Genomic DNA, 23,306 nt, shown 5'->3' on the forward strand with positions numbered 1-23,306 from the left:
ATACAGCAATATCAATTATTGATGCTAAATAAAAACACATAAATGAAAGTTTTAAAATTTGGCGGAACATCAGTAGGCAGTCCCGAAAGGATGAAAAAACTGCTTGATATTATTGATGCTTCGCAAAGGCAAATTGTAGTGCTGTCTGCAGTATCGGGCACTACCAATAGTTTGGTTGAAATTGGTCAGGCGTACCTGGCCGGCGATAAGCCCAGGGCTATTTCGCTCATCAATACACTAAAGGATAAGTACGAAGTATTTATTAAGGAACTTTTTGCCAAGCCGGAGTTTTTGGCCGAAGGTAAAGAAGTGATCGATTATCATTTCAACTTGCTGAGCAACCTCGCTAATGATCTGTTTACTTCTATTGAAGATAAGATCATAGTGGCGCAAGGCGAATTGCTGTCAACCACGTTATACCATGTATATCTGAAAGAGATTGGCGTACCATCTGTACTGCTGCCCGCTTTAGATTTTATGAAGATAGATGAAGACAATGAGCCCATTGTTGACCACATCACTACGCATTTAACCCCGCTGCTGGATAAATACCCAACTAATAACCTGTTTATTACGCAGGGCTATATTTGCCGTAACAGCTTTGGCGAAATTGATAACCTGCGCCGCGGCGGCAGTGACTATACCGCTTCGTTAATAGGAGCAGGCATCCGCAGTGAAGAGGTACAGATATGGACCGACATTGACGGTATGCACAATAACGATCCGCGGATTGTAAAGGGTACACAGCCTATAGCCCAGTTATCATTTGATGAAGCTGCCGAGCTGGCTTATTTCGGGGCGAAAATATTGCACCCGCAAAGCGTGTTCCCGGCGCAAAAATATAAGATCCCGGTTCGTCTGCTCAACACTATGGACCCGCAGGCACAGGGTACACTTATTACTAACGACAGCGAGAAGAATAAAATAAAATCGATAGCGGCTAAAGATGGTATTACAGCCATCAAGATCCAATCGAGCCGCATGCTGCTGGCTTATGGCTTTTTACGCAGGGTGTTTGAGGTGTTTGAGCGTTATAAAACATCTATCGATATGATCACTACATCAGAGGTGGCCGTGTCGTTAACCATTGATGACGTGACCAATCTCGGCGAGATCACCAAAGAGTTAAACTCTTTCGGTTCGGTTGAGTTGGATGTTGACCACACCATTATTTGCGTAGTGGGCGATTTTGGCGCCGAAAAGCATGGTTATGCTGCCCGCGTGCTCGAATCATTAAAACATATACCCATCCGTATGATATCTTACGGCGGCAGCGATCATAACCTGTCGTTACTGGTACGTACCGATGATAAAGTAGAAGCTTTAAGAAGCCTGCACAGCAGGTTGTTTTAAGCGTACCTATTATGTCATTGTAAGTTATAAATCCGGGGAAATATGAAGGTGAGATAATGTGTAAGATCAGATATGGCATGGCCTGTCACCCTGAGCTTGTCGAAGGGTGTGTGGGTGAGGGCCTCTGCGCACGATCCTTCTACAAGCTCAGGATGACCCGTTTTAATATGTAACGGTAGGACTAAGCAATGACAGCTTTAAAAAGAATTAAAACCGCACCTCCGGGTGTGGCACAGGCGGGGAAACCCGGCAAACAAAAAATTACATCATGTTCAATAACGATACTATAACCCGTTTTCAGCAGTTAGAAACACCTTTTTATTATTACGATCTTAACCTGCTGCGCCAAACCCTTAGGGCTTGTCGCGAGGCATCGGATAAATACGGTTTTCATGTGCATTACGCCATGAAGGCCAATTTTAACCCGAAGGTGCTGGAAGCGGTACAGTCGTTCGGTTTTGGTGCCGATTGCGTAAGCGGTAATGAAGTAAAGGCTGCTATTGAGTACGGTTTTGATAAAGGCAAAGTAGTATTCGCAGGCGTAGGTAAATCCGACAGGGAGATCAACGCCGCGCTGGATGCCGAGATCTTCTGCTTCAATGTAGAATCGGTACAGGAGCTGGAAGTGATCAACGAATTAGCGGCCGCCAAAGGCAAAACAGCCCGGGTGGCAATCCGCATTAACCCCAATGTCGACGCGCATACCCACCACTACATTACCACCGGTTTAGATGAAAATAAATTTGGCGTAAATACCTGGCAACTGAACGATGTAGCCGATGCTTTGCGTAAACACAAGAATATCCAGTTTATCGGTATCCACTTCCACGTGGGTTCGCAAATAACCGATATGGATGTCTTTAAAAGCCTTTGCGTAAAGATCAACGAGATTCACCAATGGTTTGATGAGCATGGTTTCACCGTAAAAGTACTTAATGCAGGCGGCGGACTTGGGGTTGATTACTACAGTCCGGACAATAACAATATTGCCGATTTCGACAGCTACTTTAAGGTGTTCAAAGATTTTCTGAACATAAAACCCGGCCAGGAAGTGCATTTTGAACTTGGCCGCGTGCTGGTAGCCCAAAGCGCTTCGCTGATATCAAAGGTGTTATACGTAAAGAACGGCCTGAAAAAGAACTTCCTGGTATTAGATGCCGGCATGACCGAACTGATTCGCCCGATGCTATACCAGGCCTACCACCAGATAGAGAATTTGAGTAAGTCGGGTAGTCTGGAAGTCCGAAAGTCCGAAAGTCCGGAAGCAGCCCCCACAACTCACAACCTACAACATACAACCCAAAGTACTAAGTATGACGTAGTAGGCCCTATATGTGAAAGTACCGATTGTTTCCGTAAGGATGTTGACCTGCCCGAATCATTTAGGGGCGATCTGATAGCTGTGCGTACTGCCGGGGCTTACGGCGAAGTAATGGCGTCGGGCTATAATTTACGCGATAGGGTAGCGAGTGTATACTCAGAATAGTATTTACAGTTTAGATTCCTTTTAAATTATATTTGCATTTTACCGATAAATTATACCTACCTTGCGGCCTTTAATAAAAAATACAATGCAAAAAGAAGGAACAGTAAAATTTTTTAATGAAACAAAAGGTTTTGGTTTTATTACACCAAGCAATGGTGGCCAGGACGTATTTGTTCATGCATCAGGCTTAATTGACGAGATCCGCGAGAACGACAAAGTAGAGTTCGAAGTGGAAAACGGCAGAAAAGGCCTTAACGCGGTAAATGTAAAAGTTATATAATTATAATATATCATTAAATCGTACAAGCATCAGCCTTATTAGGCTGATGCTTTTTTTGTGCTGTTTACACGGCAATTTCGTTTATCGCTTTTTGCAGCGCGTTCTCTTTTAAAGCAGGTATGTTAGTACCTTCCACACGTACGGCGGTAACATCCGTCATGCCGATAAAGCCTAAAAACTTGGTTAGGTAAGGCACTACAAAATCATAGCTCTGCATAGGGCCTTCGCTGTAAACGCCGCCGCTTGATACGGCCAGGTAAACCTTCTTGTTCTTCACCAAACCTTCAACGCCTTTATCTGAATAGCTGAACGTTACGCCCGCGCGCGAAATATGGTCTATCCACGCTTTAAGGGTAGAGTGTATACCGAAGTTGTACAGCGGCGCGCCAATAACAATGGTATCGGCATCCTGTATTTCCTGAATGGCCGTATCTGAATGTTTTACCGCTTCGGCGCTTTCGGGGCTGCGCTGTTCGGCCGGGGTATAAAATGAGGTAATGTGCGATTCCTCCAGGTGCGGAAAAAGCTCCGTAGTAAGGTCGTGAACCTTAACCTCGCTCTCCGGCGATTCTTCTTTTAGTTTATCAATAATGGCGTTACCCAATTTGATACTGTATGATTCGGCACCCCTTGGGCTCGAAATAATGTGCAAGATCTTTTTCATTTGTTTGTGTTTAATTATTTGTTATTTGACACAAACCTATTTAACTTTACTATCAAAAAGATACTACTATCCTTTAGGATACCGGTATCCTAAAGGATAGCAACAAGCTTATGACCTATTTAAAGTATAACCATAATAGTGAAACCTGCATGCAAAGTATCGTAGCGGTGCGCGATGCCTTGTATGTATTGAGCGGTAAATGGAAGCTTCCGCTGATAGTGGCGCTTTCATCGGGCCCGCTGCGGTTTAAGGATATTCAGCGCGCGCTGGAAGATATCACGCCCAAAATACTCTCCAAGGAATTGAAGGAGCTGGAGATCAACGGGTTTATTGAACGTAAAGTGTTTGCCACCACGCCGGTAACCGTATCGTACGAGTTAACGCCATACAGTGCCACGCTTGATAATGTAGTGGGCGCGCTGCGCGAGTGGGGTATGCAACACCGCGACCGTTACCGCACCAAGCCCAAAGAAACCACAGTAACAGAACCTATCCCCGAAACTGCCGAATAAATGAAATATCTGTATCTGGCTATCGCCATTATTGCCGAGGTAATAGCCACCAGCGCCTTAAAGGCATCGGCACAGTTTACCAAACTTTGGCCAACGGTAATTGTAATTGTGGGCTATTTAATAGCGTTTTACTGCCTTAACCTCACGCTTAAAGCATTGCCGGTTGGTATAGCTTATGCTATATGGTCGGGTGTGGGTATTGTACTGGTATCGGTTATTGCCTGGGTGCTGTATAACCAAAAGCTGGATATGCCCGCCATTTTAGGTATCGCGCTGATACTGGCCGGTGTGCTCGTTATCAACCTGTGGTCTAAATCGTCGGCACATTAATTATCGGGATATGGTTTCGGTATTTATTAACTTTCTGCAACTTTTTGGGGATATCCCGGAGGCCGACCGGCAACTAATTGAGGCGGCAATGCACAGCAGGGCATTAAAAGAAGGGGATGTGCTTTTGGAGGAAGGGCGTGTTTGTAAAGAGCTGTTCTTTATTTGCAGGGGTATATTACGCATTGTAAAGCTGAACGATAAAGGCAACCAGGTAACTTATTTCTTTTTAAAAGAGAACCAGTTTTGCTGCATCCTCGATAGTTTTAATAATAAAGTACCTGCCGAAGAAGGTATACAAGCCGCTTGCGACAGCGAGGTGCTAACCATATCGCGCGCCGCGCTCGATGGGCTTTACGAAAAGCTGCCTTACCTCAAAAAACTCATCACCGGTATTATAACACAGGGTTTGCTGGATAAGATAGCCCTGCGAAATTCATACCTCGGCGAAGACTCTACCAGCCGCTACCTCAAATTCATGACACGTCAGCCCGAAGTCGCCCTCCGTGTTTCCCTTACCGATGTGGCCTCGTACCTTGGTATCACTCCGCAGTCGTTAAGTCGTATCCGTAAAAGTATCAGGTGATCGTTTTTACCATATGGTAAGTGACCGCCGCTGCCTGGTGCTGAAATTTGTGCTGTTAAATATTCAATACAATGAAAACACAAACAGCACAACAAACATCAGGCAACTCATTAACCGGTAAAAAAGTAGTTATACTTGGCGGCAGCGCAGGTATAGGCCTGGCTACAGCACAAGCCGCCGCAGCGGCAGGCGCGCAATTAGTAATAGTTTCGAGAAGCATCGATAAGGTAAATAGCGCGCTTAAAAGCTTGCCCGCCACGGCCACAGGGTTAACAGCCGACCTATCAGACGAAGAACAGATCAAGGCATTGTTCGCTAAAATAGGCGGCTTTGATCATTTGGTGTACACCGCGGGCGAAAACCTCAAACTAAGTAATGTGGCAGATACCAATATGGACAATGCCCGCCGCTTTTTTTACACCCGCTATTGGGGCGCTTTCACCGCCGTTAAGCATGCTGCCTCGTAAATTAACGAAGGTGGCTCCATGACGTTAACCGGCGGTATTGCAGGCAGCAGACCGGGCAAAAGCTGGGCCGTGGCATCAAGTATTTGCAGCGCGATGGAAGGCCTCACCCGTGCACTGGCCGTAGAACTGGCCCCGGTACGTGTAAACCTTGTAGCGCCGGGCATAGTAAAAACCGACCTATGGAACGAAATGAGCCCCGCCGACCGCGAAGCCATGTTCAGTAATTTTGATAATACCCTGCTGGTAAAACGCGTAGGCGAAGCCGAAGACATTGCCAAAACCTACCTGTACCTCATGGAACAGCAATATAGCACCGGCCAATGCATTGTTGTAGATGGGGGAGGAGTGCTGGTTTAAAGGGAGGGGAAAGCTGAAAGGAGAAAGGTAAAGCTGAAAGGCAAAAGCGAAAAGCCCAAAAAACTCCCTCTTTGCGCAGCAGAGAGGGATGTCGAGCGCAGCGATGACAGGGTGAGTTAAAATCTTCTCCAGCAATGCCTGTCCTAATTCCTGACTCTTAACTCTTATTTCTAATCACAACCTGTAACACTGGCACCATAGTTGCATCTAAACAGTATAAAACATTAAAATTCAAAACTATGGGCCTGTTAAGATCTATTGCAATTGGTGCAGCTGTGGCTTACGGAGTAAGCTATATTACTAAAAAAAGAGCCGACGGTACATCATTAGCTGATGAACTGGTTGATAAAGCTCCGGAATGGTTTGGTAAAGCAAAAAAATACGGCGAAGAAGCACTCGAAACCGTAAAAGAACGCGTTAAATCATAATTAAACAACAAAACCTGCATTGCAGGTTTTGTTGTTTAAAGTCAAAATTCAAAAAGTTAAAGTCAAAATCCGGCGCATTTTATCTCACATATAAAATCTCACATCTCCTATCTAAATTTACTGCACCGTTATAGTCTTCGTTTGTGTAGTATGCGCGCTAAAATAGCCCAAGGAGTTATTGTTGATATTTGACGGCGGGTTGCCCGGTGTTACGCCGCCACCCGGTCCGTTTTGGGTTTGCTGGCTCAAGGTATACCAATATTTAAAAATATCGTTATCTATACACTGCATCTCCACTTCTACTTCATCGTTAGTGTCCAGTTCTTCATTGTCATCATCGCTACCATAAAATAATTGCTCTTTAACGTTGTTGCCGTTGGTAAGGCGGTCGTTATCGGCATATACGCGCCTGGTGAGTGTGTTGTTCACTTTCATAATAAAGCGGTACTGGTTGGTAGTAGTTTCCGGATCCTGGTAATGAACCGCCACTATTTTACGCAGGCTGCTGCCAAATTTGAGGTTTACAATGCTCAACGAATCTGCCCTAACGGGCGCAGGCATGGTTGACGATGCTGTGTAAATAGCTGTTTCGATCACTACTCTTAAAGTGTAAGTTTTACCCGGTATCCCTTTATACGGACCAAAGGTGTAGTTGCCCGGAGTAGACTCTTTGAAATGCAATACAACGCCATCATTAGTGGTAACCGAAACGTCGGCATTTTGTACCGGCGGATATACATTACTATCGGTATACGGTACTGATTGGGTTATCTTGATAGTTTGCAGATCAAGCTGATCGGTAATATTGCCTTCAATAACCAATTGATTGGGCGGGGTTTTAATATCAACATCAATTACCTTTTCGCACGATGCTAATAAGAGGCTGCCTGTGGCAAGGAGTAGTAGAGTATATATTTTATTAAGCATGATGTTAAAATTTAAAGTTCCAGGTTACTGATGGTATTACGCCGAAAAGAGATATCTGCACGGCTTCGGTACGGGTAGCATCATCCTTTTTATCCCTGAAGTTGATGGCGTAAGGGTTTTGGCGGTTAAGCGCGTTGTATAACCCAAACGACCAGCTCGATTTAAATTTCTTGGTTTCTTTCCCCTTCAGCGTAGCGCTGATGTCAAGTCTGCCGGTATAAGGCATACGGCTGGCATTACGATCAGTATAATAATAAGTAGTAAGGCCACCTATATTATATTTCCCGGCAGGGTAAGTCACCGCGTTACCGGTACTGTATACATAATTGGCGGCAAAGGTCCAGCGTTTACTCAGGTTGTAAATACCTACCAGCGCAAGGTCGTGCGTACGATCCTGCCTTGCCGGGAAGTAATTGCCGCTGTTCAGCTGATCAAATTTACGTTCGGTGCGCGACAGCGTGTAGCTCAACCAGCCGGTAAGCCTGCCCTTGGTTTTTTTAGCGTACAGCTCAAAGCCATAAGCACGGCCGCTGCCATAAATCAGTTCAGATTCTACATTGGCATTGGCAATCAGCTGCGCGCCGTTCTTGTATTCAATTTGGTTTTGCAGCCATTTATAATATACCTCGCCCGAAAACTCGTAAGCATTGTTAGCCGCGTTTTTAAAATAGCCGAAAGCTACTTGGTCGGCAAGCTCAGGTTTAATATTGTTGCTGCTCATCACGTACTGATCGGTAGGTGAGCTCGAATTGGCATTGGTAAGAATGTGTATATTCTGCGTATTTCGGTTGTACGATGCCTTAATAGAGTTTTCATCATCAAGACTATAACTTGCCGAAAAGCGTGGCTCTATGTTGAAATAGCTTTTGGCAAATTCGCCGCTTTTGTAGGTCGCCTCTGATGCTACTTCGCCATCGGCATTGTAGGTATTGAAAGTGCCCGGCCCTAATAACGAGAAACCGCTAAACCTTAAGCCATACAAAAAGCTCAATTTATCGGTCACTTTCCACTCGTCAGACAGGTAGGTGGCCAGCTCAACACCATAACGGTTTTCTATAGAAAGATCGTTAAAGCTGGAACTGCCCGAAGTGGTAATATCCGATGGAGCAATGCGGTGGTGTGTTGCCTGTAAGCCAAAGCGTAAGGTATGCTTGTCGCTGAAATATTGCAGGTCTTCTTTAAAATTGAAATCACGAATAAGCGAAGTTACATCGGCATTATTATCCTCATCAAGCAGCTTAATGCTGTAGCTGTATTTATTGTAAATGAGCGATGTATTGCTGAATAACCGGCTGTTAAACACGTGGTTGAGGCGAATGGTAGCAGTGGTATTCCCCCAGTCGTTATCAAAAAGGTTTTTTATGCCGATGTTATCCTGCCCGAAATAGCCGGATACAAACAGCGTGTTCTTATCATCAAACTTGTAATTTACTTTGGCGTTGATGTCGTAAAAGTTGAGGGTATTGCCACGCGTGGCCGAATCCGGCGATGCTTTCAGCAGGAAATCGATATAAGTACGCCTCGCGCTAATCATGAACGAACCCTTGTTTTTAACAATTGGCCCCTCTACCTTTAATCGCGAAGCAATTAAACCTATACCACCTTCGGCACCAAACTCTTTGTTGTTGCCATCCTGCATCTTTACATCCAGTACTGATGACAGCCTGCCGCCGTACTGCGCGGGCATGCCACCTTTGTACAGGCCAACATCTTTTACAGCGTCGGCATTAAAGGTAGAGAAGAAGCCCAGCAAGTGCGATGAGTTGTAAACGGTGGCCTCATCCAGCAATATCAGGTTCTGATCGGCCGCGCCACCACGTACAAAGAAACCGGTATTACCCTCACCGCCCGATTTTACACCCGGCAGCAATTGAATCGTCTTCAATACGTCCTTCTCGCCAAATATAACAGGGATATTGTCGAGGTCTTTCATGTTGATCTTATCCAAACCCATTTGCGGGCTGCGCACGTTCTCGTTCTTGCGGTCGGTAGCGTTAATGGTAACCTCCTTCAACTCACTGCCCGATTGTAGCTCGATATTCAGCTTTATGCTTTTATCAAGCGTAACCTTTTGCGTGGTGGTAGTGTAACCGGTGTAGGTTACGGTAAACTCATATTCGCCCTCGTTACCGGTTAACGAGTAAAAGCCGTACGCGTTGGTTGCCGCGGCAGTTTGCCCGCTGGTACCCTGTAATTTAACAGTGGCGCCTATGAGCGTTTCGCCGGTGGCCGCGTCGCGTACGGTACCGCTTATGGTATAACGTTTTTGAGCAAAGATAGGTGTGGTACAAAAAAGAGTGATCAGTAATAGCAGGGGAGTAAGGTAGCTGTTTCGTTTCTGCATGTAAATCAATAGATGTGAATGATGTATGTAATAAAATTATCGCAGGTTAAGACGAAAACTACTCTTTTTTGTTACAAGCCTTTCAAAAATTGTAATAAAAAGCATTGGGCTATTAGCTTTCATCCCCCGGTTCCCAAAGCTCAATTTTATTGTCTTCAGGATCATACACCCATGCAAATTTGCCTATCTCGTCGTTATGACGGCTTTCGTCAATACGCACACCTGCAGCTTGCAGCTGTTCCAGCAACGTATCCAGATCGCTAACGCGCAGATTGAGCATAAATTGCTGATCGGGCCTGCCAAAATAATTGGTTGTGGCCTTAAATGGCGCAAACACGGTTGGCCCACCCTGTTGCAGCCATGGTTCGCCGCTCATCATCGAATTAATACCAAAATGTTGTTCATACCATGCGCTAAGCGCCGATGGATCTGCCGCCCTGAAAAAGAAGCCGCCGAAACCTGTTACTAAACTTGCCATAATGTGTGTTTTTAGTTTGCTGTAAATATAAACGCTTTTGTAATTGCCTATGAGGGCAAACGCGTAATAAAGAAGGGCATACGCGACAAATTGTTCACTATTGTTGACAGGCATTCATTATTTGCTATTTTTACAACATCTTACTGTCTTAATAAATATCATCCACTCCCGATGATCGGATCTGCCTCCATGGTTATCCGCACAGGCAACTATTGCCTTCAAATTTCCTATCAAAATTTATAAAAAGACAAAGATCAAATGAATCAGCATATTAAGGTCGCGGTTATTGGCGGCACCGGTAAAGCCGGAAAATACATTATAAAAGAGTTAATCAGCCAAGGGTACAGCATTAAGATGCTATTGAAACGACCGCATTTGCGCGCGCAATTCGAGCATCCGCAAATACAATTTACAGAGGGCAACATGGCCGATGCCGAAACAGCCCGCGCGTTAATTAAGGATTGCACCGCGGTGATCAGCGCCATAGGCCAGCGGCAGGATGAACCACTAATATCTGCCCTTGCTACCACCAATATAATAGCGGCAATGAAGGAGTACGGTATAAAGCGTTACATCCTGATCACCGGCATCACCATGGATGTACCGGGCGACACCAAAAACACGTATACCCAGGCCATGACGGACTTTATGAAAAAATCGTATCCCGAAATAGTGGCCGATAAACAACGCGTGCTGGATATTTTAAACAACAGCGATATCGATTGGACGATTGTGCGCCTGCCAGTCATCAAACAAACAGATGAACGGGGTAAGCTGCTGGTCGATCTGCACGATTGCCCCGGCGAAAGTATCAGCACAGCCAACCTCGCCGCGTTTTTAGTACAGCAGATTACGGATACCGGATATATAGGTAAAGCACCGTTTGTAGCTTCTGAGTGAAAGGTTAAAGCTGAAAGGTAAAAGGAGAAAGCTGAAAGATAAGCTGAAACCAAAAGCTGAGAACTCCCTCTTTGCGCAGCAGAGAGGGATGTCGAGCGAAGCGATGACAGGGTGAGTCCCCCCGGTTTAACTTATTATCAAATAACTTAAACACCACGGCATACTATTTGTTATCAGTACAGTAAAACATCTATATAAAAGTAAAAAAACATGAAAGATCAATCAAAATTAGTTGCTGCACTTTTAATAGGTGCTGCTGCAGGAGCCGCTGCGGCTTTGTTATTAGCGCCTGATAGCGGTAAAGCTACAAGAGACGAAATCGCTGATTATTTCAACGATTTGTTAGATACAACTAAAGAAAAAGCACGTACTGCTGCTGCTGATGCAAAAGAGTACGGATCACATATAGTAGATAAAGCGAAAGCTAAATTTGGTAGCGTGGTTGACGAAGCCGGCGAATATCGCGACAAAGCTGTTGACGCTGTTAAATCAAAAGCATCAGAGCTTAGCGATAAAGCTAAAACTTACGGACAAGAAAAAGTAGAAGGCGCTAAAGATGAAGTGAAAGCTACTGCCGATAACTGGAATAATTCGGTACAAAACGCTTAATTAAGCATTTACTGATAATGAGAAAAGGCCTGCTGTGAAGCGGGCCTTTTCTCATTATATACGACTTATCAGCATTACAATGTAAAGCTATTATCACTTTCGGTAGCATCCATAAATATGCCTCCATCCAGTTTTACGGTTTTAACCGTTTTGCCTGTTTTTACGTTGATAGTGGCCTGTTTTTGGTTCGCTTTCCAAACAACCGGGGTTTGGTGTACGCTTTCGGTTGTGCCATCGGCATAAGTTAATTTCACATCAAACGGAACAACAAAGCCGCCTATGTTTTGTACCGATACGGCATAGCCATCCGCGCTTTTGGTTACTTTATCAATAGCCAGGTCGATATAGTAATTGGTGAAATACCAGTTGTTAAAGAACCAGTTCAAATCCTGGCCCGATACATTGCTCATCGAGTTAAAATAATCCCACGGAATAGGGTGCTTACCATGCCAGCGATCCATATAACCATGCAGCGCTTTCTTAAACAGCTCGTCGCCAAGCATATCTTTCAGCGCGAAATGGCTTAATGCCGGCTTGCCGTAAGCGTTGTTACCGTAACCGGCTTTCAACTCGCTCGATGGAGTGATGATGGGCAGATCCTGCGCGGTAGCAGGGTTATGGATCCAGCCATCCACACGAAATTGTTTAAACAATGCTTCAGCTTTTTCTTTACCTACTTCTGATGTACCTATCAGCAATTCAAAAGTAGTGGCCCAGCCTTCATCCATAAAAGCATAGCGGCTTTCGTTAATGCCCATATAAAAAGGGAAGTAAGTATGCGCTACCTCGTGATCTTGTACAAACTGGGTAAAGTGTGGATCATCGGTATGGCTGTCGTTACACATCATCGGGTACTCCATATCGGCAAAGCCCTGGAATGATGTCATTTTAGGGAACGGATACGGTACGCCCGGCCAGTTGTGTGATAACCAACCCAGCGTATTGCGGCCAAACTGTACCGCCTGGTGAAAATCTGCCGAGGCATCGGCAAAGGCAGCCTGCATACTTGCACGGCGTTTGGTTTTAGGGTCGACGATTACGCTGGCCGCGTCCCACACATAATGGTCGCTTATACCCACGGCCATATCGCTGATGTCGTTAGCGGTCCATGTCCAGGTATTGGTGGCGTTTTGGGTGGTAATATTCTTTTTAGCCAGATCCTGAGCGGTAGCTACGTGAATGGTAGAATCGCTGGTGTATGATTTTTGCAGGCGTTTAGCATACTCGGGCTGCAACACTTGTTTGGTATTTTGTAAGGTACCGGTAGCCCAAACTATATAGTTTTTAGGTACGGTTACATTAAGGATGTAGTTATTAAAGTCGTTGTAAAACTCCTGCGCGTCTGTAAAATCAAGGCGATCCCAACCGTTATAATCATCATAAACTGATACCCTTGGGTAAAAATACGCCAGGAAGTAAGTAGTAGAATCAATCATCCCTTCGCGGCCGCTTTCCAATGAGATCTGGTAGTGCCAGTCAATATCCAGCTTAACCGAATCTTTAGGCAACAACGGCTTTTTAAGCACGATACCCATGTTGGTGGTAGCTGCTTCGTTATTGTAAGTTAAACTTTCGCCATTGGCCAAAAGCTTATCTATTTGAGCGCCGGGCGTTAAATAATCTTTATTGGCACCATAAAACCTTGCCGCGCCGGGTTTATGTATGTTCAATATCATTTTCATGTTCAGCCTTTTCAAGGTATCGGGGCTGTTATTGAAATAGGTAATAGTTTCGGTACCCTTAATATCGCGACTTGGCGGCAGGGCGGTAATACTGATGTTGTAATTACCGGTATTTTGCCAGTATTTGGTGCCGGGTTTACCATCGGGCGAGCGGGTGCCCTTTTTAAATGCCTTTTGAATATCGCGTGGCATATACAGGCTTTGCGCCTGTGTTTGCGTAAAAGCAGCCGCGAGCAGCGCTGCTACAATTAGTTTTTTATACATGAGGTCGTAGAAAAATAAGGCCGAAGATAGTTATAAAATACAAATAGCCTATAGGTGGTAAACGCCTTTACTTCAGCTTTATAACAATTGTGTTACAAAGGGTGCGACTGTGTTAAATTTATTTACGTTTGTATTAAGTTATTTTAATAGGGGTATTAGATAACTGAAAACCTAAACCGGGCTTGTGCCTGGTTTTTTTTGTTTTAGTCCAGATTGATATACTCCTTGGTGATCAGTAAAAATAACTGGTCGTTATCTATCGACTCATCAAAGCACTCTATCAGCAACTGTTCTATTTCTTTATCGTCCAACTGTACCGATAGCGCTTTCAGCATTCGGCACGATATTATATTGATGTGCTCCAGCATCTGCACGTAAAGCAAAACATCGGTATCAAGTAAAACCGACACCGGCTGGGCATCATCCAAACAAAATTTATCTTTTACAATAGCTTTAATGGGGTTACAATTGGCATCTGAAGGGGTTTCTTCTATCAGTTCGTATATTACTGCCATGCGTTTTATCTGGCTGTTAATATCATCGCCAAACTCCTGTAAAGCCAGTTTTAACGAGTTGAATGATGCCAGTTCAATAAGGCTGCCTATAGTTTTGCTGATATATTGCTTGCCAAAGTAAAGCCTGTTAAGGTGATGCAGAAATACTTGTTTTACAAATTGCGGATCTGACGTTTTGGGTGACATACCTGTTTTTTGTGTAAATGTTAATGAGGTGATAATAAAAAGTTTAACAACACGTGGTTGTGAGCCTTGTTTCAAAAATACCATTATAAAAGCGGATAATTTTGAATTTTAATTATAAACTAATTCGCGATGCCGCTTAAGTTAAAAACTTATACATAAGGTGTATTTTTTTAATGCTTATATGACGGTCGTCTGGCGTAATTTACCCGGTAAATAACAACGCATCGCCACACAAAACCTTATATTTGCTATACTATGAAATATAAATTAGGCGATTTTGTACGCTTTGTAGACGAAAAAATGGAGGGTTACGTAACCCGCATTATTGATGAGCAAATGATAGGCGTAACCGGCGACGATGATTTTGAGATACCTGTACTGGCCAGCAAGGTAACCACGGTACATGGCTACGAGGGGGGTAAAAAAGCCGAAACAAAAACAGGTACCGAAGAAGCTGCCATACCGGCAAGCGAATTTATAAGCAAAGGCATATATATTGGTGTGGTTAATGATGCAAAGGCGGGTTCGGTAGTGCATTTTCATTTGCTGAACGAAACATCTTTCCAGTTGCTGGCATCATTTACTACCGATACCGGCGGCAAATACAAGGGCGAGTACGCGGGCATTTTAGCGCCAAATACTTCGGTGCAGATCTATTCGGCCCAACTGGCCGATTTGCAAGTATGGCCAAAGTTTAGCTTGAATGTGGTTTATCATACCAAGCAAAACGTAAAGCCCGAAGAGCCATTAGTGTTCACCGAAAAATTTAAGGCTAAAGATTTTGCCGGGGCGAAAAAGAAACTGCCCGTTAACGGTTTACAAGGCTGGTTGATTCGTGTGGATGAACCCGAACTGGTAATTGATGCCGATAAACTGAAGGAAAGCTTCTTTAAAACAGCCGAAGAAAAGACATCCATACCGGCTAAACCGGTAACCGAGGTTGACCTGCATATTGAAAAACTGCGCGAAGATCACCAGTTCATCAACAGTAGCGAGATATTGAAGATACAACTTACCCATTTTAACAAAACGCTTGATGCCGCCATTGTGCACCAACTGCCCGAAATTACCTTTATACATGGCGCAGGTAACGGCATATTACGCCACGAGCTGCATAAGCTATTGAGCAAACACCCCAAAGTGCAAACTTTTATGGATGCCCGTAAAGAGAAGTTTGGCTATGGCGCTACCAAGGCCATATTAAAATAATACACCATGAATGCCCGGCAGCTACTGCAATACCGCCTGTATAACCAGCAACTATCAAAGTCGCGTTTTAAAAACGCGGGCGAACTGGTAAGCTACATGGGGGCTATACAGGCGCAGGATTACGCCGGAGCGAAATGGGCATTGGGCTTGCGTTTAAATAACGCTACCGATAGCAAACTCGAAAAACAAATAAATGCCGGGGAGGTATTGCGCACCCACGTGTTGCGGCCAACCTGGCATTTTGTAAACCCGGCAGATATACGCTGGATGATAGAACTTACCGCGCCGCGCCTTAATCAGCAAAGCGCGGGGCGCAACCGGCAGCTAAAGCTGGATGCCAAAACCTTTGCAAAAAGTAATGATATACTGGCGAAAGCCTTGCAAGGAGGTAAGCAACTCACCCGCACTGAAATTGCAGCAATATTGGAGCAGGGCGGCATTGCTACTGATACCCAGCGCTTAATTCACCTGCTGTTTACCGCCGAACTCGATTGTGTAATTACCAGCGGCGCGAGGCAGGGCAAGCAGTTTACGTATGCATCCTTTGATGAACGGGCGCCAAATGCGAAATCGCTCCCCAGGGATGAATCCATCGCACGGCTGGCGCTCACTTATTTCAACAGCCGCGGACCGGCAACCCTCCACGATTTTGTATGGTGGAGCGGCCTCACTGTAGCCGATGCCAAAACCGGGTTGGAAGAAATTAAGGAGAAGCTGACCAATATCAGCCTCGACAACCAAACCTACTATCTCCCGCAACACCTGCCCGATACCAAACTGCCCGCACCCATATCGTGCCTGTTGCCCCCGTTTGATGAATACACCATTGCCTATAAAGACCGCAGCGCCGCCATCAATACAAAACATGCCGAACAAGGCGGTTACCTAATTTTCGACCCGGCCATTATGCTCGGCGGCAGTATCGCCGGCAACTGGAAACGCAGCATCGGCACAAAAAACATTACGGTTAATTTAAACCCCTTCGACGTACTAAAACCCGCCCAGCAAGCTGCTGTTGATAAGAGCCTGAAGCACTACGCTAAGTTTATGGGGATGGGTGTTGAAGTGAGGTAAGTGTTTGTGATTGTTGTGCCTAGGTTGTGTTTGTGCTGCAATTAGCGTTAGCCTGCTCTTGGGCGCAGTGCCCCATTACTTTTGAGCCCAAAAGTAACAAAAGGCTTGTCCAGCAAAAGGCTTCTTTGCCGCACAGGGCCCTTGCCCTGCAAACCGTGCAGAACTTGGGGCTGGAACTTTTGCCCCGCCGCTCATTTCCTCCCCACATGCAACAAGTTCCTATGCCCGCCTTTGCGCTCATGGTCTCCACAGTTCTGCCCGTTTTCGCCCGAAGCTGTTTGCTGACGGGAAAAGAAATATTTAAAGCCCTCTCCTATGGAGAGGGTTGGGTGAGGCAAACACTTCATGCTCCGTAACATTTTCATTATTTGTAAATAATTATCACTAAATCCGTTGCCATTATTTATTTTCATGGCAGTATGCGAAAGGCCTTATCCGCAGTTAGTACTGCATTGTTTGTTTTTGTTTTATTGTGGCTGCAACCAGGTTTTGTGCAGGCAGCCAATCCTGTAGTTCATGTTTCGGCTAAGCCTGCCTGGTTAAGCACCGTTAAACCTTATGATAAAAAGCCGCCTGCCCGTACGGTGCAAAACGGGTATTTCTATGCTTTAATTGAACGGCAGGTAAATGTAGAACAGCATGCCGATTATAACCACATCATCCGCGATATCGTATCCGGAGCGGGTATCCAAAACGGATCGCAAATTTCGGTAAGCTTTGAGCCCTCTTTCGAGCGGGTCGATTTCCACGAGATCATCGTATGGCGCAACAATAAACCCATCAACAAACTTAACGCTTCGGCCTTTAAAGTACTGGCAGATGAGCAGGAACTATCCAGCTTTATTTACCAGGGTAGCTACTCGGCCTTATATATCCTAACCGATATCCGCAAGGGCGATAGGATAGAGTATTCGTACACGGTAACAGGCAGCAATCCCATCTTTGCCAATAAATTTATGGGTAACTTTTATTTTCAAAGTCACCAGCCTATAGCCCATCAGTACACCGCATTAATTGCGGCTGATAAGAGGGCTTTGAATATCAAAACGTTCAACGCGGTGCCTAAAGCGGTGATAACACAAGCTGCCGGACTAAAAAAATATGAGTGGGAAGCTTTTATGGTTGCCGCCGGTACTTATGAAGATAAGCAGCCCGCCTGGTACAATTCCTTCCCCTACGTGCAGGTAAGCGAATACAGCAACTGGAACGAGGTGGCCAAATGGGCATTATCCATCAACCCGGTTATCACCAAATTTACCGGCGAACTGGCCGACGAGGTAGCCCAGCTAAAAAAGCAATCGGGCAATAGTAAAGAGAAATATTTCAGGAACGCCGTAAAGGCCGTGCAGGATGAAGTGCGCTATATGGGTATCGAAATTGGCGAATACTCGCACCGGGCCAATAATCCGGCAAAGGTGTTCGCTCAGCGTTACGGTGATTGTAAGGATAAAGCCTTACTGCTTACTTCGCTGCTGCGTGCAAACGGTATTGATGCCTGGATGGTGCTGGTAAACACCAGCATGCGTGGCCGGGTAGATCAGTATTTGCCAACAGCCAACGCCTTTAACCATGCCGTAGTAACCGCGGTAGTAGATGGTAAGCAGGTTTGGGTTGATGCCACTATAGCTTATCAGCGTGGTTCGGGGACTGATATTTATTTTCCGCCGTATGGCAAAGGCTTGATATTGAAGGATGGAACACACGCGTTAACCACCATCCCGGTAAAGACAGGCGGCAAAATGGAACTGACCGAAACATACAACGTTATGGATGCCGTAACACCTGCTACCTTAACGGTGTACACGGCTTATACAGGTTCAGAGGCAGATTACATGCGCGATAAGCTGGCCTCATCGAGCATGGCCGAAACAGAAAAGACGTATATTGATTATTACGCCAAGATTTACCCCAAAATTGAGTCGACAGATTCTGTTACGGTGACCGATGATGAGCAGGAAAATAAGATCGTAACTATTGAAAGTTACAAGATCCCTGATTTTTTTAAAAAGGATTCGGTTGAGGGTGGTTACGTACGCGGCTTTTATGCCAATTACATCAGCGACCAATTATCAGAGATCAACAGCAGGTTAAAAACGCCGGTGTCGGTAAATTACCCTTACAATATTGATTACTCCATAAAAGTAAACCTACCCGGCGGCTGGAGCATAGATGCAAGCCATACCGATATTGAACGTGATGCTTACAGGCTAAATACTTCTACCTCTGCAGACGGCGATATGCTCACGTTGAATTATAAGTTCTCTTATTTGCAGGATCATATCCCGGTGAATAAACTCGACGAATACCGTAAGGATGTTAAAAAGATAAGCGACGACGAGTTAGCCTATACATTTACCTACAATCCGGGTAACGAAACAAAGCCGCTTAATTTGAAGCCCATGCGTGTGAATATGTACATGGTGCTTTGTATAACTTTATTGGGTATTGTTATCGCGGTGGGCGGTGTATTGATCTACCGCAGGGAAACGCCGGGGATCGTGTTTTCATTCGGCTCGGGATTTGAGCCATTGGGCGGATGGCTGATATTGATACTGGTTGTATTTTTCTTTATAACAATAGCCGGTTTCTTTTCCTTATTCTCCGAAGGTTATTTTGATTTAGATAAGTGGAACAAATACGGCACAGCTGCCTTAAGTAATCAAAATAAAACATTGATTACGATTAAAGCGATAGGGCATATTATTTTAACCGGATACTCCATTTTTTGCCTCATCTTATTTTTAAACCGCAGAGATATTTTACCAAAGTACATTATAGGGTTTTTTATATCCGTAGTGGTGGTAAACGCTGTTACCTATATAGTTTCTTCAAGTACATTGCCGGATAAAAATGTATATAACGATCTTATATTTTCAATAGTGATGGGCGCTATATGTATACCTTATTTCATCAAATCGCATAGGGTTAAATACACTTTTATTGTACCGCAACCGGCTAATAACTACAGCTACGAAATGCGCGGTGCCGATGCATTCCCTGCTAATAAAGAGCAACAGTAAAGATGCCCGTAAACAAATATCGCGATGCTTTTAGGCATCGCGATTTAGGTTGAAAATAAATTATAATATCGCATCATAATTTACCTTAAGTTCTTTTGGGTAGTGTAAGGTCTTTTAGTTCGTCAAAACTAATGGATATACGCAGGCTTACCACATAAAGTTTTTAAAACCGATAATAAATTTGGTTGTTTATTCGGCTATTGGTTGCAGGCGTGCAAGGTACTGGCCGTATTCGTCATCTACCAAAATATCGGTGCTCCAGCCGGTCTTTTTTGCCACATCGGTTAAGGTATGTTCGTCCACATATAACCAGTTGAACCAATCTGTTTTTTTGCCTTTGTATTCATATTGATATTTAATTTCGCCATAATACCTGTCCTGCGGCGGGTTGCCCTCGTACAGGTAAGCAATGTCCGACGAATCGAACAGCAATTGCCCTCCCGGTGCCAGCAGCGTTTTAGCGTATTGCAGAAAATTAGCCAGGTTTTCCAGCGAACCGGTAAGCCCTATGCCGTTCATCAGTAAAAGCAGGGTGTCATATTTAGGCCCGGTGTAGGTAAATATATCGGCCTCAATTGCCTGTTGTAAGCCGCGCTTGCGCATCACCTCAACTGCCAGCGGCGAAATATCCAGCGCGGTAATATCCATACCCCGGTTTTGCAGTTCGAGACTGTGGCTGCCTGCCCCGGCACCTATGTCGAGCGTTTTGCCCCGGCATTCATTCAGGGCATGCCATTCCAGGTCGGGCAAATCATCTTCCTTACGGAAATAGGTTGATACCGGCATCTCCTCCTTCGGCCCATATTGATTATGGATCCAAAGTTTATGCTTGCTCAGTTTATGGTAGCGGTCGTAAATGGCTTGTCCTAAAATATCCTTCATGTGTTTACAAAGGTATCAAATCAATATATTTGGGCAATTGCTCAATTATGACCATCAGGAAAATCGCGTTTAGAGTTTTATTCCCCTCTCGAGAGGGGGCGGGAGAGGTTGAGCGTTGGCAGGGGTGTGTACTTGAACATGGCTATTCAAAAATGAACACACCCCTCCACCCCTCTCAAGAGGGGAGTCACACAATCCCGTTCCGCAATGTTTTAAAATCGATTTCACTTTTATGACCATCGCCCACTTTTTACTCATCATCATAATTACTGCCGGTATGATAGGCAGCGTAAAAAGCAGGAAGCTCACACTCACGGCAGCTATTACAGGCGGTTTGGTAAGCATCCTCATTTATATATGCGCTGCTTTTACGGGCATAGCCATCATAACTACCTTCTTTTTGGCGGGTACTTTAGCCACGCTATGGCAACGCGAACTAAAGCAAAGCATAAACGCCGCCGAAGCCAACGGAGGCAGACGAACGGCAGGGCAGGTACTGGCCAACGCGGGAGTGGCCGGGTTAACAGGCATCGCAACACTGATCTATCCGGATTTCCGGGAAGTATTTCAATTAATGCTGGCGGCATCCTTCGCTTCGGCAATGGCCGATACTTTGGCATCTGAACTGGGGATGCTTTATGGCAGGCGGTTCTTCAATATCCTCACCTTGAAAGCAGACATACGCGGCGAAAACGGCGTGATCAGCATAGAAGGTTTGCTGATTGGTGTGGCGGGCAGCAGCATTATCGCGCTAATATACGCCATTGGTTTTGGGTGGAGCTGGGCCATTTTGAAGATCATCATTGCAGGAACCATCGGTAACGTTACCGATTCGGTACTTGGCGCAAGTCTCGAACGCCGAAACCTGATCGGCAATAACACGGTTAACTTTTTAAATACGCTTATTGCGGGTTGTGTGGTGCTGCTGTTTTAAACCGGGCCTCGGTTTATCAACACATCTTTAAAACTACAAACTAATGACCCGGCCTGCTTATAAATATGTGCCGGATATTTTTTAGTTTTGTCGACTGAAAATGGGGTGAAATACTCGCCCTAATCCTTATTTTAATTAGCCCACATAGTGAAAAAACTCACTGAAAGTAATGCAGCGCGGTACGCGTTAACGTTAATCATTATCACATTCATTATTCGCATACTAATAGCCGCTTATACAGGCTTGGGTATCGGCGAGTCGTACTACTTTCGTGGTGCCATTACACTTGAACTAAGCTATTTCGATCAGCCGCCATTGTTTTTTTGGTTGAGCTGGTTAAGCACAAAAATATTCGGCTTAACTACACTGGGGCTGCGCTTCCCGGCAGTATTGCTGTTTGCAGGTACCAGTTGGATGTTGTTTTTACTTACACGCCAACTATTTAACGCCAAGGCCGGTTTTTGGGCGGTAGTGGTAATGAATTTGAGCGCGGTATTCACCGTGGCCATAGCCTGCTGGTTTCAGCCCGATGCGCCGTTGATGTTCTTTTGGCTGGCTGCCGCGTACTGCATAGTACAGGTAATGCAGGTTGGCGAAAATAGGGGCACTATCACTTTTAATAAACGTAAAACCTACCTGTGGTGGGTAAATATAGGCTTGTTGATGGGGCTGGCTACGCTTAGCAAATACCACGTATTGTTTTTATTTGCAGGTGTGTTCTTGTTCATAGTAGCCAATAAATCGCAAAGGCATTGGTTGAGGAACCCGGGGCCATACCTGGCGGTTTTGATCACGCTGATTATGGCGTTTCCTATCATTTGGTGGAACTATCAGAACAACTGGGCTTCTTTTGTTTTCCAGGGATCGCGCGCAGGTACCGGTCAAAAGTTTCAGCTGCATATCGATTGGTTTTTACGCAGCCTTGGCGGGCAGGCACTTTGGTTGCTGCCATGGATCTGGGTACCTACCTTCAGGCAGTTATTTGTATCGTTCAAGCAAAGGGTTACTTCGCTATCATACAGCTACGTGTTTTGGATTGCCGTTTTACCTATTGTTTTCTTCACCGTGATTACCCTTTGGGCCGATCTTCAATATCACTTTCACTGGCAGGCACCCGGCTACATGATGCTTTTCGCGCCGCTGGGTTACGCTATTGATAAAAAGCTGAGTAATACTGAAACCGCACGGGGCACACGCAGGTGGATGAACTTTTCGATATGGTTTACCGTTATCACGATTACCGTATTGAGCCTGCACATGGTAACCGGTTTTTGGACATGGTATGGCCCGAAATGGGCGGTAGGCCTCGCAGGTGATACCGACGACCCGACCGTACAGGGTATCGACTATAACGATATTAACACCCGCTTTGAAAAAGAAGGCTGGTTCAATAATAAAAACCTGTTTGTAGGTACGCCGCGCTGGTGGCTTACCGGTAAGGTAGATTGGGCGCTGAAAGGTAAAAAGGAGATCATCTGCTTTAACCACGACCCGCGTAACATGGCTTACCTTGTTGACCCTAACAAGCTGATTGGGCACGATGCCATTATTGTTTCGCAAGGCGAGTACGAAAGCGTTACCCAGGATGCCAAGCCGTTTTTCGACAGTATTACCGAACTGCCCGAGATCAAGATAATCCGCAGCGGCGTAACCGAGTTGCACATGCAGGTTTATTACTGTAAAAACTTCCACGTAACCAAAGAAACCCGCGAAGATTTACCGCTGTATAAACAGCTCACCGGCAGGCCGCCATTCGGTCCGGGTGAAAAACCGCAGGATTAATACTATCCCATAAAATATTAAAAAGAGGTTGTAATTGTAA

21 protein-coding genes and 1 pseudogene are annotated in these 23,306 nt (G+C 45.1%); 15 read left to right on the top strand and 7 right to left on the bottom strand.

Annotated elements, in window-relative coordinates; translation table 11 throughout:
- The first annotated feature begins 42 nt into the window (after positions 1-42).
- The 3 genes from ABD894_RS06620 (at position 43) to ABD894_RS06630 (ending at position 3,119) form a co-directional block, all read left to right on the top strand.
- Entirely contained in the window at positions 43-1,353 is a 1,311-nt protein-coding gene (locus ABD894_RS06620) for an aspartate kinase (RefSeq protein ID WP_345210211.1), read from the top strand.
- Positions 1,354-1,621: 268 nt separating this feature from the next.
- Positions 1,622-2,839 (top strand): diaminopimelate decarboxylase, encoded by a 1,218-nt coding sequence (lysA, locus tag ABD894_RS06625; RefSeq protein WP_345210212.1) that lies wholly within the window; start codon positions 1,622-1,624, stop codon positions 2,837-2,839.
- An 85-nt stretch (positions 2,840-2,924) separates the two neighbouring features.
- Positions 2,925-3,119 (top strand): cold-shock protein, encoded by a 195-nt coding sequence (locus tag ABD894_RS06630; RefSeq protein ID WP_345210213.1) that lies wholly within the window; start codon positions 2,925-2,927, stop codon positions 3,117-3,119.
- Between the two features lie 64 nt (positions 3,120-3,183).
- Here the strand turns inward: ABD894_RS06630 and ABD894_RS06635 are convergent, their stop codons facing one another.
- Entirely contained in the window at positions 3,184-3,783 is a 600-nt protein-coding gene (locus tag ABD894_RS06635; RefSeq protein WP_345210214.1) for an FMN-dependent NADH-azoreductase, read from the bottom strand.
- Positions 3,784-3,893: 110 nt separating this feature from the next.
- Here ABD894_RS06635 and ABD894_RS06640 point away from each other — a divergent pair, with 110 nt between their 5' ends.
- From ABD894_RS06640 to ABD894_RS06660, 5 genes and pseudogenes are all read left to right on the top strand, one after another.
- Positions 3,894-4,295: a winged helix-turn-helix transcriptional regulator gene (locus ABD894_RS06640; RefSeq protein WP_345210215.1), complete on the top strand. Its 402-nt coding sequence runs from the start codon at positions 3,894-3,896 to the stop codon at positions 4,293-4,295.
- Complete coding sequence (locus tag ABD894_RS06645; protein ID WP_345210216.1) at positions 4,296-4,625, top strand: DMT family transporter; 330 nt, start codon at positions 4,296-4,298, stop codon at positions 4,623-4,625. It begins immediately after the preceding gene.
- 10 nt (positions 4,626-4,635) lie between these two features.
- Positions 4,636-5,208 (top strand): Crp/Fnr family transcriptional regulator, encoded by a 573-nt coding sequence (locus tag ABD894_RS06650; RefSeq protein ID WP_345210217.1) that lies wholly within the window; start codon positions 4,636-4,638, stop codon positions 5,206-5,208.
- 71 nt (positions 5,209-5,279) lie between these two features.
- Positions 5,280-6,032, top strand: a pseudogene (locus tag ABD894_RS06655) (SDR family oxidoreductase).
- A gap of 239 nt (positions 6,033-6,271) precedes the next feature.
- Entirely contained in the window at positions 6,272-6,460 is a 189-nt protein-coding gene (locus tag ABD894_RS06660; RefSeq protein WP_345210218.1) for a YtxH domain-containing protein, read from the top strand.
- Positions 6,461-6,577: 117 nt separating this feature from the next.
- Here ABD894_RS06660 and ABD894_RS06665 read toward each other — a convergent pair whose 3' ends face one another.
- The 3 genes from ABD894_RS06665 to ABD894_RS06675 form a co-directional block, all read right to left on the bottom strand.
- Positions 6,578-7,387, bottom strand: coding sequence for a DUF4249 domain-containing protein (locus ABD894_RS06665; RefSeq protein ID WP_345210219.1), 810 nt, complete (start codon positions 7,385-7,387; stop codon positions 6,578-6,580).
- 4 nt (positions 7,388-7,391) lie between these two features.
- Positions 7,392-9,731 carry a TonB-dependent receptor gene (locus ABD894_RS06670; protein WP_345210220.1) on the bottom strand — a complete coding sequence of 780 codons (2,340 nt, stop codon included), beginning with the start codon at positions 9,729-9,731 and terminating at the stop codon, positions 7,392-7,394.
- Positions 9,732-9,843: 112 nt separating this feature from the next.
- Positions 9,844-10,209, bottom strand: a complete 366-nt coding sequence (locus tag ABD894_RS06675) for a VOC family protein (RefSeq protein WP_345210221.1) — start codon at positions 10,207-10,209, stop codon at positions 9,844-9,846.
- 258 nt (positions 10,210-10,467) lie between these two features.
- Between ABD894_RS06675 and ABD894_RS06680 the strand changes: the two genes are divergently transcribed.
- Together ABD894_RS06680 and ABD894_RS06685 are read left to right on the top strand one after the other, a co-directional pair.
- Positions 10,468-11,109, top strand: coding sequence for an NAD(P)-dependent oxidoreductase (locus ABD894_RS06680; RefSeq protein ID WP_345210222.1), 642 nt, complete (start codon positions 10,468-10,470; stop codon positions 11,107-11,109).
- A gap of 210 nt (positions 11,110-11,319) precedes the next feature.
- Positions 11,320-11,718, top strand: coding sequence for a YtxH domain-containing protein (locus ABD894_RS06685; protein ID WP_345210223.1), 399 nt, complete (start codon positions 11,320-11,322; stop codon positions 11,716-11,718).
- Positions 11,719-11,792: 74 nt separating this feature from the next.
- Here ABD894_RS06685 and ABD894_RS06690 read toward each other — a convergent pair whose 3' ends face one another.
- Entirely contained in the window at positions 11,793-13,664 is a 1,872-nt protein-coding gene (locus ABD894_RS06690) for a M1 family metallopeptidase (protein WP_345210224.1), read from the bottom strand.
- A 203-nt stretch (positions 13,665-13,867) separates the two neighbouring features.
- Complete coding sequence (locus ABD894_RS06695) at positions 13,868-14,365, bottom strand: DUF892 family protein (RefSeq protein ID WP_345210225.1); 498 nt, start codon at positions 14,363-14,365, stop codon at positions 13,868-13,870.
- A gap of 255 nt (positions 14,366-14,620) precedes the next feature.
- Between ABD894_RS06695 and ABD894_RS06700 the strand changes: the two genes are divergently transcribed.
- The 3 genes from ABD894_RS06700 (at position 14,621) to ABD894_RS06710 (ending at position 19,668) form a co-directional block, all read left to right on the top strand.
- Complete coding sequence (locus tag ABD894_RS06700; RefSeq protein ID WP_345210226.1) at positions 14,621-15,574, top strand: Smr/MutS family protein; 954 nt, start codon at positions 14,621-14,623, stop codon at positions 15,572-15,574.
- Between the two features lie 6 nt (positions 15,575-15,580).
- On the top strand, positions 15,581-16,648 hold the full coding sequence (locus tag ABD894_RS06705) for a winged helix DNA-binding domain-containing protein (RefSeq protein WP_345210227.1): 1,068 nt from the start codon (positions 15,581-15,583) through the stop codon (positions 16,646-16,648).
- A 419-nt stretch (positions 16,649-17,067) separates the two neighbouring features.
- Complete coding sequence (locus ABD894_RS06710; protein WP_345210228.1) at positions 17,068-19,668, top strand: DUF3857 domain-containing protein; 2,601 nt, start codon at positions 17,068-17,070, stop codon at positions 19,666-19,668.
- Positions 19,669-19,857: 189 nt separating this feature from the next.
- Here the strand turns inward: ABD894_RS06710 and ABD894_RS06715 are convergent, their stop codons facing one another.
- Entirely contained in the window at positions 19,858-20,550 is a 693-nt protein-coding gene (locus ABD894_RS06715) for a class I SAM-dependent methyltransferase (protein WP_345210229.1), read from the bottom strand.
- Positions 20,551-20,782: 232 nt separating this feature from the next.
- Between ABD894_RS06715 and ABD894_RS06720 the strand changes: the two genes are divergently transcribed.
- Both ABD894_RS06720 and ABD894_RS06725 read left to right on the top strand, forming a co-directional pair.
- A complete protein-coding gene (locus tag ABD894_RS06720) occupies positions 20,783-21,484 on the top strand; it encodes a DUF92 domain-containing protein (RefSeq protein WP_345210230.1) in 702 nt (233 codons plus the stop codon).
- A gap of 147 nt (positions 21,485-21,631) precedes the next feature.
- Positions 21,632-23,266, top strand: a complete 1,635-nt coding sequence (locus tag ABD894_RS06725; RefSeq protein ID WP_345210231.1) for an ArnT family glycosyltransferase — start codon at positions 21,632-21,634, stop codon at positions 23,264-23,266.
- Positions 23,267-23,306 lie beyond the last annotated feature (40 nt).

The sequence above is a fragment of the Mucilaginibacter gynuensis genome, assembly GCF_039541195.1.
GTDB lineage: Bacteria > Bacteroidota > Bacteroidia > Sphingobacteriales > Sphingobacteriaceae > Mucilaginibacter > Mucilaginibacter gynuensis.

Bases quoted from the DNA above. Each gene is read 5' to 3' on its own strand.
- ABD894_RS06690 (WP_345210224.1), bottom strand. From the start codon at position 13,664: ATGTATAAAAAACTAATTGTAGCAGCGCTGCTCGCGGCTGCTTTTACG.
- ABD894_RS06700 (WP_345210226.1), top strand. From the start codon at position 14,621: ATGAAATATAAATTAGGCGATTTTGTACGCTTTGTAGACGAAAAAATG.
- ABD894_RS06705 (WP_345210227.1), top strand. From the start codon at position 15,581: ATGAATGCCCGGCAGCTACTGCAATACCGCCTGTATAACCAGCAACTA.
- ABD894_RS06715 (WP_345210229.1), bottom strand. From the start codon at position 20,550: ATGAAGGATATTTTAGGACAAGCCATTTACGACCGCTACCATAAACTG.
- ABD894_RS06660 (WP_345210218.1), top strand. From the start codon at position 6,272: ATGGGCCTGTTAAGATCTATTGCAATTGGTGCAGCTGTGGCTTACGGA.
- ABD894_RS06640 (WP_345210215.1), top strand. From the start codon at position 3,894: ATGACCTATTTAAAGTATAACCATAATAGTGAAACCTGCATGCAAAGT.
- ABD894_RS06685 (WP_345210223.1), top strand. From the start codon at position 11,320: ATGAAAGATCAATCAAAATTAGTTGCTGCACTTTTAATAGGTGCTGCT.
- ABD894_RS06645 (WP_345210216.1), top strand. From the start codon at position 4,296: ATGAAATATCTGTATCTGGCTATCGCCATTATTGCCGAGGTAATAGCC.
- ABD894_RS06675 (WP_345210221.1), bottom strand. From the start codon at position 10,209: ATGGCAAGTTTAGTAACAGGTTTCGGCGGCTTCTTTTTCAGGGCGGCA.
- ABD894_RS06695 (WP_345210225.1), bottom strand. From the start codon at position 14,365: ATGTCACCCAAAACGTCAGATCCGCAATTTGTAAAACAAGTATTTCTG.
- ABD894_RS06650 (WP_345210217.1), top strand. From the start codon at position 4,636: ATGGTTTCGGTATTTATTAACTTTCTGCAACTTTTTGGGGATATCCCG.
- ABD894_RS06665 (WP_345210219.1), bottom strand. From the start codon at position 7,387: ATGCTTAATAAAATATATACTCTACTACTCCTTGCCACAGGCAGCCTC.
- ABD894_RS06635 (WP_345210214.1), bottom strand. From the start codon at position 3,783: ATGAAAAAGATCTTGCACATTATTTCGAGCCCAAGGGGTGCCGAATCA.
- ABD894_RS06680 (WP_345210222.1), top strand. From the start codon at position 10,468: ATGAATCAGCATATTAAGGTCGCGGTTATTGGCGGCACCGGTAAAGCC.
- ABD894_RS06710 (WP_345210228.1), top strand. From the start codon at position 17,068: ATGCGAAAGGCCTTATCCGCAGTTAGTACTGCATTGTTTGTTTTTGTT.
- lysA (WP_345210212.1), top strand. From the start codon at position 1,622: ATGTTCAATAACGATACTATAACCCGTTTTCAGCAGTTAGAAACACCT.
- ABD894_RS06620 (WP_345210211.1), top strand. From the start codon at position 43: ATGAAAGTTTTAAAATTTGGCGGAACATCAGTAGGCAGTCCCGAAAGG.
- ABD894_RS06720 (WP_345210230.1), top strand. From the start codon at position 20,783: ATGACCATCGCCCACTTTTTACTCATCATCATAATTACTGCCGGTATG.
- ABD894_RS06670 (WP_345210220.1), bottom strand. From the start codon at position 9,731: ATGCAGAAACGAAACAGCTACCTTACTCCCCTGCTATTACTGATCACT.
- ABD894_RS06630 (WP_345210213.1), top strand. From the start codon at position 2,925: ATGCAAAAAGAAGGAACAGTAAAATTTTTTAATGAAACAAAAGGTTTT.